This window comes from Mesorhizobium sp. M0715, assembly GCF_040320355.1.
GTDB lineage: Bacteria > Pseudomonadota > Alphaproteobacteria > Rhizobiales > Rhizobiaceae > Mesorhizobium.
Genome location: NZ_JAMYPL010000007.1, coordinates 71869 through 84358, shown reverse-complemented (window position 1 = coordinate 84358; position 12490 = coordinate 71869). Strand labels below are relative to the sequence as shown.

Annotated in this window: 13 protein-coding genes; 7 read left to right on the top strand and 6 right to left on the bottom strand. The window is 63.4% G+C overall.

The window, feature by feature from the left end:
- The first annotated feature begins 39 nt into the window (after positions 1 to 39).
- The 3 genes from NKI21_RS10870 (at position 40) to NKI21_RS10860 (ending at position 1665) form a co-directional block, all read left to right on the top strand.
- Positions 40 to 978 (top strand): lysophospholipid acyltransferase family protein, encoded by a 939-nt coding sequence (locus NKI21_RS10870; protein WP_352720252.1) that lies wholly within the window; start codon positions 40 to 42, stop codon positions 976 to 978.
- 108 nt (positions 979 to 1086) lie between these two features.
- Positions 1087 to 1338: a type II toxin-antitoxin system ParD family antitoxin gene (locus NKI21_RS10865; RefSeq protein WP_352440233.1), complete on the top strand. Its 252-nt coding sequence runs from the start codon at positions 1087 to 1089 to the stop codon at positions 1336 to 1338.
- 12 nt (positions 1339 to 1350) lie between these two features.
- Positions 1351 to 1665 (top strand): type II toxin-antitoxin system RelE/ParE family toxin, encoded by a 315-nt coding sequence (locus NKI21_RS10860; protein WP_352440234.1) that lies wholly within the window; start codon positions 1351 to 1353, stop codon positions 1663 to 1665.
- A gap of 34 nt (positions 1666 to 1699) precedes the next feature.
- On the opposite strand, the gene NKI21_RS10855 is transcribed toward NKI21_RS10860, so the two are convergent.
- Positions 1700 to 2662 carry an RgsD C-terminal domain-containing protein gene (locus NKI21_RS10855; RefSeq protein WP_027036844.1) on the bottom strand — a complete coding sequence of 321 codons (963 nt, stop codon included), beginning with the start codon at positions 2660 to 2662 and terminating at the stop codon, positions 1700 to 1702.
- Between the two features lie 158 nt (positions 2663 to 2820).
- On the opposite strand from NKI21_RS10855, the gene NKI21_RS10850 reads away from it, so the two are divergent.
- Positions 2821 to 3405 carry a nitroreductase family protein gene (locus tag NKI21_RS10850; protein WP_352440235.1) on the top strand — a complete coding sequence of 195 codons (585 nt, stop codon included), beginning with the start codon at positions 2821 to 2823 and terminating at the stop codon, positions 3403 to 3405.
- Positions 3406 to 4014 carry a flavin reductase family protein gene (locus NKI21_RS10845; protein WP_352865554.1) on the top strand — a complete coding sequence of 203 codons (609 nt, stop codon included), beginning with the start codon at positions 3406 to 3408 and terminating at the stop codon, positions 4012 to 4014.
- Here NKI21_RS10845 and NKI21_RS10840 read toward each other — a convergent pair.
- Positions 4011 to 4742: a TetR/AcrR family transcriptional regulator gene (locus NKI21_RS10840; RefSeq protein ID WP_352865551.1), complete on the bottom strand. Its 732-nt coding sequence runs from the start codon at positions 4740 to 4742 to the stop codon at positions 4011 to 4013. The genes NKI21_RS10845 and NKI21_RS10840 overlap by 4 nt on opposite strands.
- 108 nt (positions 4743 to 4850) lie before the next feature.
- On the opposite strand from NKI21_RS10840, the gene NKI21_RS10835 reads away from it, so the two are divergent.
- Positions 4851 to 5525 (top strand): methyltransferase family protein, encoded by a 675-nt coding sequence (locus NKI21_RS10835; protein ID WP_023810495.1) that lies wholly within the window; start codon positions 4851 to 4853, stop codon positions 5523 to 5525.
- Positions 5526 to 5532: 7 nt separating this feature from the next.
- Here the strand turns inward: NKI21_RS10835 and NKI21_RS10830 are convergent, their stop codons facing one another.
- The gene (locus tag NKI21_RS10830) at positions 5533 to 6414 is read right to left on the bottom strand and encodes an HpcH/HpaI aldolase/citrate lyase family protein (RefSeq protein WP_128303364.1); all 882 of its coding nucleotides are present in this window, start codon (positions 6412 to 6414) and stop codon (positions 5533 to 5535) included.
- 3 nt (positions 6415 to 6417) lie between these two features.
- Positions 6418 to 6870, bottom strand: a complete 453-nt coding sequence (locus tag NKI21_RS10825) for a MaoC family dehydratase (protein ID WP_352440239.1) — start codon at positions 6868 to 6870, stop codon at positions 6418 to 6420.
- Positions 6871 to 7020: 150 nt separating this feature from the next.
- Here NKI21_RS10825 and NKI21_RS10820 point away from each other — a divergent pair, with 150 nt between their 5' ends.
- On the top strand, positions 7021 to 8145 hold the full coding sequence (locus NKI21_RS10820) for a DUF2336 domain-containing protein (RefSeq protein WP_352440240.1): 1125 nt from the start codon (positions 7021 to 7023) through the stop codon (positions 8143 to 8145).
- Here NKI21_RS10820 and NKI21_RS10815 read toward each other — a convergent pair.
- Together NKI21_RS10815 and parE are read right to left on the bottom strand one after the other, a co-directional pair.
- The gene (locus tag NKI21_RS10815) at positions 8142 to 10208 is read right to left on the bottom strand and encodes an FUSC family protein (RefSeq protein ID WP_352865547.1); all 2067 of its coding nucleotides are present in this window, start codon (positions 10206 to 10208) and stop codon (positions 8142 to 8144) included. The genes NKI21_RS10820 and NKI21_RS10815 overlap by 4 nt on opposite strands.
- Before the next feature lie 45 nt (positions 10209 to 10253).
- Positions 10254 to 12311 (bottom strand): DNA topoisomerase IV subunit B, encoded by a 2058-nt coding sequence (gene parE / locus NKI21_RS10810; RefSeq protein ID WP_023810500.1) that lies wholly within the window; start codon positions 12309 to 12311, stop codon positions 10254 to 10256.
- Positions 12312 to 12490 lie beyond the last annotated feature (179 nt).

Genomic DNA, 12490 nt, shown 5'->3' with positions numbered 1-12490 from the left:
TTTCATATCCTTGTCACGCCGACCTTGTAACGAACCCCTATGCTCAAGCTGAAATCGCGCGAACGACCCTTTCCCGAGCTTTCCTATGCCAATCCGCGCCAGCCGGCGCTGACGCGCTGGTTCATCCATTCGATCGAAGGCCTGTCGGGCCGCGACCGCTACACCGCGCTTTACGATTTTTGGCGCCGCCAGGTCGTGCCGACCGGCGAGCGTGTGTTCAGCCGCATGCTCGACCTGATCGACGTCCGCGTGCGGACGGCAGATCAGTGGCCGCCAGCGCAATTGCCTGATACGCCGCTGGTGATCGTCGCCAATCATCCGTTCGGCATCGGTGACGGCATTGCCGTGCTGTCGCTGGCCGAGCAGCTCGGACGGCCGTTCCGGGTGATGATCCACAAGGACCTGCTCAAGATCCGCGAGATGGAGCCCTACTCGCTGCCGATCGACTTTTCCGAGACCAAGGACGCGCTGAAGAACAACATGGCCGTGCGCCATGAAGCGGTGCGGCTGCTGAAGGAGGGCGTCACCATCGTGGTGTTTCCGGCCGGCGGTGTCGCCACCGCGCCAAAAGGTTTTGGCCGGGCGCGCGACCTGCCGTGGAAGATGTTTCCGGCCCGTCTCGTCCAGGAGGCCAAAGCGTCGGTCATCCCGATGCATTTTTCCGGGCAGAACGGCAGGCTGTTCCATCTGGTCAGCGGCCCGATGAACATGGCTGAGAGCGACGGCCGGGTGGCGAAATTCATCGGCAAGGCCTCGGTGACATTGCGCACGTCGCTGCTCATCCACGAATTCGCGCGGTTGTCCGGCAAGGCGATCGACGTGCGTGTCGGCAAGATGCTGAGCTGGAGCGAACTGGAGCCATTGCGCGACCGCAAGGAGTTGCTCGACCGCCTTTATCGCGGCGTGTTCGACCTTGCGCCAGTCGTGAGGCGCCGCCGGATTCCGTTCCTGCCGGCGCGGACCAAGCTGGCTGCTTGAGGCAACAAACGTCCGGCTCACGAGGGGCCGAGACTCGACCGTCCGTTCAGAAAATAGTATGACACTGTAACGTTGCGGTGCTATAAGGAGGCAAGAAACGAACTTGCCATGAGAACCAGCAAACCAATCACCGTGACCCTCGGCCGCCAGCAGAGCAGCGTCGACGCACGTCTGGCCTCGGGCGCCTACGATTCCGCCAGCGAAGTCATGCGCGCGGCGCTACGCGCCCTCGATCGCGAGGAGCAGATCATCACCGCTGTTATGCACGCCAAGGTCCAGGAAGCCCTTGACGACCCGCGTCCGGACATCCCGGCAGAAGACGTCTTCAAAGCGTTGCGCGCCATCATGCGGACCGCATGAAGGCCTCTAAGCGTGACGCATAAGGTCGTCTTCAGGCCAGCGGCTCAAGCCGACCTCTTCGCCATCTACAATTACATCGAAAACGACAGCGGGAATCGGCGTGCCGGCGACTATGTCAACCGCATAGAGGCCGCGTGTATGGCGCTGTCCACCTTCCCGGAGCGCGGGACCGTGCGCGACGCTGTTGGCCCCGGCGTCCGCATCGTCGGTTTTGAACGCCGCGTATTTATCGTTTTCCGGGTCAACGGTGACACCGTGGTCATCCTGCGTGTGCTCTACGGCGGACAGGATTATCCGGCCAGTTCAGAGGATGAAGCAGACACCTGATTCCTCTGGTAGGGATTGCGAACTGCAGTCTGGTCTAATCAGCACCTTCTTCGGGATCCATCGCCGCGGCCTCGGTGGCCAGAACCTCGATTTCCTGGTTCTGCCCGGCCACGACCGTAAAATCCTTCTGGTAGATGCGGTCGCGGTTCTTGGCGATGATGGTGTAGTCGCCCTCGGCCAGCACCATAGAGGCGAAGGCGCCGACAGTTTCCTTGATCGGATCGCCGGACTCATTGAGCAGCGACCAGGAGGTATCGGCGATCGCCTCGCCGCCGGTTTCGCGCACCAGCTTCATCGTGATCTCGGCGGCGTGGTGCTCGACGGTCGCTTCGGTCAGCTTGCCGGCCTCGACACGGATGTCGGAGCGGATGACCGCGTTGACCGCGCCATAGGTCGAGACGACATGGTAGATGCCGGCGTTGAGCCGCACGACGCTGTTAGGCTCGACATCGGGAATGATCAGCGCGCGGTCGCCATTGGCCTCGGCGGTGCCCTCATAAATCGAAAAGCGCAGCTTCTTCGGTGGAATGCGCACGCCGCCGGACAGCACGGCGTCGAGCTTGAGGCCACCGGCGTCGAGCACGAGGCTTTCGCGCTTGGCGTCCTTGCCGACAGTGATGCGCTTGGTGGCGCCGGCCCGGCCGTAGGAGGCGTGAACCAGATAGCTGCCAGGCTCGAGCTGGAAGACGGCGGTGCCGCCATGGGAGGAGGCGACCATCGGCAATTTGCCGTTGACGGCTTCGGGCTTGAAGACCCGCCAGACGATGCCGCGCGTGATGTCGGAACCCTTGTCGGTCAACTGGGCGGACAGCGTGATGGCGCCGCCGCCGCTTAGTGCCAGTGACGTCTCGCCTTTCGGCGTCGCGTAGCTCGAAATTCCCGGAAGCTTCAGGTCGCTGACACCGTCGACGTTCTGCGCCATGGCGAACGAAACCGGCGCCATCAACAGCAGGGCACCGAGCCAGATCAGGAAAAGACGGACAGTCCCCTCAAACATGCCTTGCGTTGAAGCCCATGGCGGTGGCAATTTCAAGGCTTAAGAGTCCGATCGATACGACTCTCTTCCGTCCGGCGTATCCCGCGCCAATGCCCGAGCCGCCGAATTCCCGATGGTGCGCTTCAGCTCAAAACAGAATGTTCAGGAGACTCGCGCCCATGGCGTCGCCGATCATCGATTTCCTGCTGACCCGAAACTCCGCTCCGATCCCCGATCTGAAGCAGCCGGCGCCGAGCGATGCGGAGATCGCGACGATGATCACTGCTGCCTCGCGGGTGCCCGACCATGGCCGATTGGAGCCCTGGCGCTTCATCGTCTACCGTGGCGACGCCCGCGTCGAGATCGGCAGGCAACTGGCAGCGCTTGCAGAGCAGCGGGAGGGCCCATTGCCGGAAGGCCGCCGCAATCAGGAACTGGCGCGGTTCTCACGCGCGCCGCTGGTGATCGGCGTCGTATCTGTCCCCCGGGAGAATCCAAAAATCCCGCAATGGGAAATGTTCCTGTCGGGCGGCATGGCGGCGATGAACCTGATGATAGCAGCGAATGCGCTGGGCTATGGCACCAACATGATCAGCAACTGGTATTCGGATGTACCGGAGGGCAGGGCGCTGCTGGGGCTGGCGCCGCAGGAGCGCGTCGTCGGCTTCATCCATATCGGCTCCTATGCCGGCCCGGCGCCGGAGCGGCCGCGGCCCGATCCGGCAAAGCTTTACGGCGACTATTCGGGGCGGTGGGCGGGCTGAATGTTCTACGAACCCTCAAAGGGCCACGGCCTGCCGCACGATCCATCGAAGGCGATCGTGGCGCCGCGTCCGATCGGCTGGATTTCGACGCTGAACGGAGCCGGTGAGATCAACCTTGCTCCATACTCCTTCTTCAATGCCGTTTCGACACGGCCGTTCATTGTCTGGTTCTCCTCCGAGGGCGAGAAGGACAGCGCCTCTTTCGCGCAGGAGACCGGTGAGTTCGTCGCCAATCTGGTCAGCCGCGATCTTGCCGACAAGATGAACCGCACATCGGTCAACGCACCGCGCGGCGTCAATGAGTTCGCCTATGCCGATCTCGCCATGGCGCCGTCGCGCCTCATCGCGCCGCCGCGCGTGGCGGCAGCGCCGGCTGCGCTCGAATGCCGGGTGACGGAAGTTTTTCGGCCAAAGGCGCTGGACGGATCGCCGACAAGCGCTGTGATTGTTGCCGGTGAGGTGGTCGGCGTGCACATCGACGACGCCTTCCTGACAGACGGCCTGTTCGACATCACCAAGGCCGGCAATGTCGCTCGTCTCGGCTATATGGACTATGCCAGCGTCGACCAGGTGTTTTCGATGCGCCGGCCGCGCTGGGACAAGGACTAGATATCAGGCTTGGCCAGCGCCTTGCCGGCACTCTTTCGCCGCCTGGCCGTCATGACGGTGCGCACATAGCCGGGCTCGCCGATCCGGATGCTTCCATCGGGCAGGCCCAGTATGCGGTCGAGAGCGATCTCGTAGAGCCTGACGCGTTTCTCCAGGGCCTCGATCGCGATCTCCATGTCGGCGTCGCTGCCCCCGGCAATTGCCTTGGCAACGACGTCATGCGTGGCCATGCCGAACTGCATGACGATGTCGGCGACACCTTCCGGATCGAAGGTCCTGAAAGTGGTGTCTTCGATCCCTTGCCTGATGATCTTGACCAGCAGAGGTGAAAACGACGCGCTGGCGGCCAGATTGATACGGTGGAAAAGCACCAGATTCTCAGGCCGAAACATCGTCTCGAAAAGAGTCCAAGCTTCCGGCGCGGTCTCGATCTTGGCCCGCCGCGACTGGCTGAGCAGGCCATTCAGGCGGTCAAGCGGGTCTAGGCCCGGATCGTTGATTATGTCTTGCACGCCAGCCAGTGCCTGTCTTGCAAAGCGATCGGCCAAGGCTTCCAGAAGAGCCTCCTTGGAGGGGAAGTAGTGATAGAAGGCGCCCTTGGAGACGCCGGCGGACGCAATCACGTCGTTGAGGCTCGCTTTGTCATAGCCCTGCGTCAGAAAAAGCGTCTGGGCATGGTCCAGAAGTTCTTCTCGCCTGAACTCTGGATGCTTGATGACACGGGGCATGATGAACCTTCTGCACAGCTCGCTTGAATTACAGACCGTCGGTCGGTATGGTAGACCGATGGTCTAAAATTGCCAGCGCAAGTGAGCGGATATCATGAAAGGCCGATCATGATCGCGAAATTGGTCCTTCAAACATTCGTCTGGTTTGGCGCCATGGGCGCCTTGCTCTTCCTGTCGGCCGGCACGCTGCACTGGCCGGGGGCCTGGGTCTATCTGGTGGGGATGGTGGGGCTCAGTCTCACCTTGGGCGTGGCGCTGGCAAGGCGCGATCCCGGCCTGATGAATGAGCGGCTGAGTTCTCCCATCCAGAAGAATCAGGACACGGCCGACAAGGTCCTGCTGTCCATACTACTGTTCGCCATCTTTGGTTCGCAGATATTCATGGGGTTCGACGTCCGTTTCGGCTGGTCCGTGGTTCCCGTCTGGGTGCAGGTGGTCGGCGCGCTCGTCCTGCTGCTCGGAATCTGGATCTGCTATCTGACGATGCTGGAGAACAGTTTCGCGGCGCCGGTGGTGAGGATCCAGGATGAACGCGGACAACATGTGATCTCCACGGGGCCTTACAGCTACGTCCGCCATCCGATGTACGCCGGCGCCATCCTCTTCTTCGCCGGCACGGCACTTCTGCTTGGTTCCTGGTGGGGGCTGGCGTCGGTACTCGTGATCGTCGTTCTCCTGGCCATCCGCACCTTCATTGAAGAGAAGACGCTTCGCACCGGCCTGCGCGGCTATGACGACTATGTGGCCCGGGTCCGTTACCGCCTGATCCCATTGGTCTGGTAGCAGGCGCTCAGGCGGAAACACCTGCCGCCTTTGCCCGCGCCAGCAGCCGCTCGGCTAGCCGCAGGTGCGGGCGGTCGAACATCCTGCCGTCGATGCTGACGACGCCGGGACTTCCCGCTGCCGCGAACGCGGCAACGATTGCCGCCGATTGTCTCACGGCGTCGACCGACGGCGTGAAGGCGGCGTTGATGACCGGCACCTGATCGGGGTGGATCGCCATCTTGCCGGTGAAGCCATCGCGCTCGGCCTCGGTGCATTCCGCTTCGAAGGCCGCCATGTCGCGAAAATTCGGGAAGACGGTGTCGATCGCCTCGACCTCCGCCGCACCGGCGGCAAGTATGGTCATGGTGCGAGCGTGACGGAACACGTCCGTGTAGCGGCCATGCTCGTCGCGGGCGCTGCGCGCGCCGATCGCCGCCGACAGGTCTTCAGCGCCCCAGGTGAGGCCGGCAAGCCGCGCGCTTGTCCCGGCATAGGTCGCAGCCGCCAGCACGCCTGCCGGCGTTTCTGTGATGATCGGCAGGATCTTGATCGCGCCGTCGGCCAAGCCGTTTTCGGCCTCGCGCACCCTGAGCTTTGCCGACAGGTGCTGCACATCCTGGCCGCTGTTCGACTTGGGCAGCATGATGCCGTCGGGTTTCGCTGGAACCAGTGCGGCGAGATCGTCGTCCGTCAGCGCGGTCGACAGGTCGTTGACCCTGACATAGATGGCTGAACCGGTTTGCGCCCTGCGTTCCAGGATGAAGCGCGCCGCCACCTCGCGTGCCAGCGCCTTGTTGTGCGGTGCCACGGAATCCTCGAGGTCGACGATGACCACGTCGGCGCCGACACCAAAACCCTTTTCCAGTTTCCTCTGGGAATCGCCAGGGATGAACAGCAGCGAACGCATGCGTCAGATCGCCTTCTTCAGCATCATCGCTTGCCTGGTGCATTTGGCGACGAGATCGCCATGCTGGTTGTAGGCGCGATGCTCGAATTCGACGATGCCGCGATCGGGTTTCGACCTGGACTCGCGCACCGAGATGACTGTCGTCTCAACGCGAATGGTGTCGCCATGGAAGACCGGATGCGGAAACACGGTCTCCTTCATGCCGAGATTGGCGACCGTAGTGCCGACTGTGATGTCATTGACCGAAATGCCGATCATCAGGCCGAGCGTGAACAGCGAGTTGACCAGCGGCTTGCCCCATTCGCTCTTGGCGGCGAAATCGAAGTCGATGTGCAGCGGCTGCGGGTTCAGCGTCATTACCGAAAACAGCATGTTGTCGCTTTCGGTAATGGTCTTGCGCAGCGTGTGCTGGAAGACATGGCCGACAACGAACTCTTGGAGATAAAGCCCGGCCATTTCTTTCTCCTCAGGTGCTTGACGGTGATAGGCGCTGCAAATCAGCCTCGCAAGCCAGTTAATGAACATGGTGAACGGTTCGTAAACCAATTCTGCCTACGGTCGTCAGTGGGGTCAGAAGCTTCTGACAAGGGGCGTAAGCAGGCGGGCATGGTTGTTGTTTCGCATTTCCTGAAATGGATCTACACGGCCAGGGTGTCGGAGCGCGCCGCGGCGGCGAGCGCTCTGGCCCGGGCCTATATCAATTCCGAATTGCCTTTCGAGGACCGTTGCGCCGCCGAGGCGGCGCTGACGCTGTTGCTCGACGATGCCTCGTCGAAGGTGCGGCTGGCGATGGCCGAGGCGCTGTCGATGAGCCACCACGCGCCAATGCAGATCATCAGCGTGCTGGCCTCCGACCAGCCGGAAGTCGCCGGCGTGGTGTTGGCGCGCTCGCCGCTGCTCACCGACGCCGACCTGATCAACCGCGTGGCTTCAAGTCCGAAGGCGACACAGAAATTGATCGCCGACCGGCCACTCGTCTCGATGGCGCTGTCGGCGGCCATCGCCGAGATCGGCGAGGCGGACGCCTGCGCCGTGCTGCTCGCCAACAGCGGCGCCGACATCGCCTCGCTCAGCTTCCGCCGCATGGCCGAACGGCATGGGCACCTGCCGTTGGTGCGCGAGGCGCTGATATCGGATATCAGGCTGCCGGCCGACTGCCGGCATATGCTGCTCGTCAAGCTTGGCGAAATGTTGAAAACGTCGCCACTGGTGATGGCGATGATGGGCGCGGCGCGAGCCGACCGCGTCATGCGCGACGCCTGCGTTAAGGCTTCCGTGACGCTGATCGAAGGCACGCGCCAGGAAGAACATGCGGCCCTGATCGAGCATCTCAGGCTGCGTGGCGACCTTACCGCGAGCTTTCTGATCCGCACCATCGCGCATGGCAAGGTGGATTTCTTCGGCTCGGCGCTGGTCGCGCTCAGCCAGCAGTCCGAACAAAGGGTAAGGGCGCTGCTGGCCGGTGGGCACGACGTGGCCTTGCAGGCGCTGTTCCGCAGCGCCGGACTCGCCGCAGTCACCCATGCCATCATCCTGCGTGCGCTGAAGATCTGGCGCGAGGTTGCCAACGGCAAGCGCATCGCCGGTGTGCAGGAGGTCAGCTGGCTGATGCTCAAGGAAGTGGGTGGGCAATCCGCCGAAGGCGATCTTGCCGCCTTGATCAAGTCGATCCATCTCGATGCGCTGCGCGAGAACGCGCGAGGCCACGCGCTGGCGATAGCGGCAGCTTAACCTTTATCCCTCGCGAAAAAGTCGGGGAAATCCTCCATCGCGGCGGCGATGATGCGCAGCGATGCCGCGATCTGCAGCAATTCGCTGGTGCCGTTTCGCTCGGCGATGTTCGCTGCGTACTGCCGGGCGACGGCGACGGTCGAGGTCTGCGGATCGCTGGGGGCGCGGAAAAGCAGTTCGCGCGCCAGTCCCCTCAGGAAGTTGGCGATCGAAAGCGCGGTCTCGGATGGAATGGCATGGCTTTGGCTTGCATCGCGCAGCCGAAGGACCTCCAGGCCGACGGTGACGGCGGCGACTCCGCCGCCCAGAACCGCATCGCCCTTCTGACCGGCATTCTGCACCAGCGGCATCAGCTGGTTGATGCGGTCGTAGGCGAGGCTCTCGAAGGCCGAACGTCTCGGCACGCGCTCATGCAGGCAAAGCCGCGCCAGATCCTCGCGCATGGCGCGCACGATGCGGTTGGCCGCGAGCCACGGATCGGCGGGCAGCACGACGATGAAGACACCGATCGCCAGCAGGATGCCGACCAGGATCGACGCCGAACCGGCGAAGAAGGGTCCGGGATCGTAGGTCATCGCCTGGTGCGGGCTCAGGAAGGCAAGGAAGTTGATGGCGAAGGCCGTCGCCACGCCGACATAGCGTGGATTGGCCATGGCCAGCGCCGTCGGTACAAGGATGGGCACGACAAACAGCATGAACCAGCCGAAGCCGGGCAGGGCAGGCAATGCGATCTGGCCGACGAGAAAGGCAAACGGCAGCGCCAGAAGCGTTCTCTTGAAGAAACCCCAGGCGACCTGCACAGGGTCGGGGCGAGCAGCAAACAGGCTCGATACGACAGCAACGAGAATGACCGTACCGGCCGCTTCCGACCATTTCGTCGTCAGCCAGAAGGCCGCGACCAGCAGCGTGGCAAGGGCAGCACGCAAGGCGTTACGCGATGCGCCGGCGTAATCGCGATGCACCACCAGCGCAGGCTGCCTGCTGCCCCGGGCCGGACGTGTGGCAGGCGCGCGCAGGGCGTCGAGGCCGCGCAGCACCTGCTTGAGCGCATCGGCGAAATCGGCGGCGATGGTCAGGCGGGTGATAGTGCCGATCCTGTCGTTGCCCTGGTCGGTCGAGGTATCGGGCATTTGCCGGGCGTTTCCGGCAATCGCATCGAGCCGAGCCACCCACAGCGCCGTATCGTCCAGCGCGCCGGGCTTGGTCGCCAGCTCGCTGACCAGCGATTGTAATTCCGAGCGCACCGGAATGAGCGCCGCATTCTTCGGGGCGGCGTGCGAATGCAGCGCGCGTGCCGCCGAGAGCGCGGAGAGCAGCTGTCCGATGGTGCGCCGGACTGGATGGGCGCGCGGCGCGAAGCTTGGCGCTTCGAGCCTGGCATAGGCGCGCGTCTCGCCGAGCGTCTGGGCATCAGTGATCAGCTTTCGGTGCAGCGCGGACAGCGTTCCCGGGTCGCCGCCGGAGAACGCACCGCCGGCATAGGTGGCAAGATCAAGGATGCAGCGTTTCAGGCGCGAGACGATGGCGTCGCTGGCCAGTTTTGGCAGGATCAGGCGGCTGGTCAGGCCGGCGCAGACAATGCCAAGCACGATCTCGGCACAGCGCGCGACCGCGAGGTCGACGACGAGATGCGGCTGTCCGAAAGCGGGCAGGCCGATGATCATTGCGGTGTAGCCCGCGAGGGCGGCGCCATAGGCTTCCGGATTGCGCAGCAGCGACGAGACGAAGGTGCAGATGCCGATCCAGACGGCAAGCACCGTTACCAGCACCCAGGGGTTGGTGCCGCAAACGGTGGTGATGCCGATCGCGGCGATGCCGCCGACCAGCGTGCCGAGCAGCCGGTAGAAGCCCTTCGCCAGTACCATGCCGGCAACCGGCTGGGCGACGATGAACACCGTCATCATGGCCCATTGCGGATGGTCGAGCTTCAGCGCATAGGCGGCTAGCAGAGCGATCAGGCCAGCCGAAACAGTGCGCAACGAGAAAATCCAGTCCGAACGCGTCGGTTGCGTCAAGCCGGCTAAACTCGTCTCGAAATAGCCTTTCAGCCGCGCCCAGGTCACATGCTCGTCTCCGCAACTGGAGCCTTGTTATGGACCGGCTGGTGGCTAGATATCCAGCACTTCCGTCTCGGCGAATTCGGCGCGTTCCTGGATGAAGCGGAAGCGGGCCTCCGGCTTGGTGCCCATCAATGCATCGACGGCGTCCTTGGTCGCCGCCTCGGCGTCGATCACATCGATCCGAAGCAGCGTGCGCTTCCTCGGATCCATGGTGGTTTCCTTGAGTTGGGCCGCCATCATCTCGCCCAGACCCTTGAAGCGGCCAAGCTCGACCTTGCCGCGCCCGGTAAATTCGGTGCGCATAAGCTCGTCCTTGTGCGCGTCATCCCGGGCATAGGCGACCTTGCCGCCTTGCCTGATCGAGTAAAGCGGCGGTACCGCCAGATAGAGGTGGCCACCACGCACCAGTGCCGGCATCTCCTGGTAGAAGAAGGTGATCAGCAGCGAGGCGATGTGGGCGCCGTCGACGTCGGCGTCGGTCATGATGATCACGCGATCGTAGCGCAAATCCTCGTCGCGGTATTTCGACCGCGTGCCGCAGCCGAGCGCCTGGATCAGGTCCGAGATCTGCTGGTTGCCGGCAAGCTTGTCGTTGCCGGCGCTGGCAACGTTGAGGATTTTTCCGCGCAATGGCAACACCGCTTGGCTGGCGCGATCGCGCGCCTGCTTGGCCGAGCCGCCGGCCGAGTCGCCTTCGACGATGAACAGTTCAGCGCCGGCCGCGGCATTCTGCGTACAGTCGGCGAGCTTGCCCGGCAGCCGCAATTTGCGCACCGCGCTCTTGCGCGACACTTCCTTTTCCTGGCGCCGGCGCACGCGCTCGTCGGCGCGTGCGATCACCCATTCGAGCAGCTTCGAGGCTTCCTGCGGATTGTCGGCCAGCCAATGGTCGAACGGGTCGCGGATCGCGGTCTCGACGATGCGGATCGCCTCGATCGTCGCCAGCCTGTCCTTGGTCTGGCCGACGAATTCCGGCTCGCGGATGAACACCGACAGCATGCCCGCCGCCGAGATCATGACGTCTTCCGAGGTGACGATCGAGGCGCGCTTGTTGCCGACGAGATCGGCATAGGCGCGCAGGCCCCGCGTCAGCACGTTGCGGAAGCCGGCCTCGTGTGTGCCGCCTTCGCCGGTCGGGATGGTGTTGCAGTAGGAATTGATGAAGCCGTCGCCGCCGAACCAGGTCACCGCCCATTCCAGCGACCCATGGCCGCCTTGTTTCTCGCTCTTGCCGGCGAAGATTTCGCGCGTCACCTGGAAGTCGTCGCCGAGCGATGCCTTGAGATAGTCCTTCAGGCCGCCGGGAAAATGGAATTCCGCCTTGGCCGGTGTCTGGTCCTTTTCCTTGATCAGCGACGGATCGCAGGTCCAGCGGATCTCGACACCACCGAACAGATAGGCTTTCGAGCGCGTCATGCGGTAGAGCCGCGCCGGTTCGAACGCCGCGCCCTTGCCGAAAATCTGCTCGTCGGGGTGGAAGCGGATCTTTGTGCCGCGCCGGTTGTGGACCTCGCCCAACTGTTCCAGCCCGGTCACGGGAACGCCGCGCGAGAATTTTTGCCGATAGAGTTGCCGTCCCCGCGCGACCTCGACCTCGAGATGGTCCGACAGCGCGTTGACCACGGACACGCCGACGCCATGCAGGCCGCCTGATGTCTCGTAAACCTTGGAGTCGAACTTGCCGCCCGAATGCAGCGTCGTCATGATCACTTCAAGCGCCGGCTTCTTGAACTTCGGGTGCGGATCGATCGGGATGCCGCGGCCATTGTCGGTCACGGCGAGATAGCCATCGGCCGAGAGCTCGACATCGATGAAGGTGGCATGGCCGGCCACCGCTTCGTCCATCGAATTGTCGATGACCTCGGCGAACAGATGGTGCATCGCCTTGTCGTCGGTGCCGCCGATATACATGCCTGGCCGTCGGCGCACCGGCTCCAGCCCTTCCAGCACCTCGATGTCGGCGGCGCTATAGCCCTCGCTGCCGTCCTTGGTCGAGGCAGGACGCTTGGTGGCTTGCACCACCAGTGGATCCGCAGGGCGCGCTGGCGCGCGAACCGGCTGCGGCTTGTTGTCGTCATTGCCGAAAAGATCGTCCATGCCTGCCATAGAGTCCGATGCTGCGAATCACCTCGCGATACTGCCACGCTTTTCAGCGCCAAGCGACCGAGGTTCCTGTTCCGTTCGGGGATATGGCCCCTCTTACTCCAAAACCATTCGATAACCAAGCCGGCGGAAATAGGTCCGATACCGCGGTGCAGGATTCCTGATTCTTTAACAATGCCGCC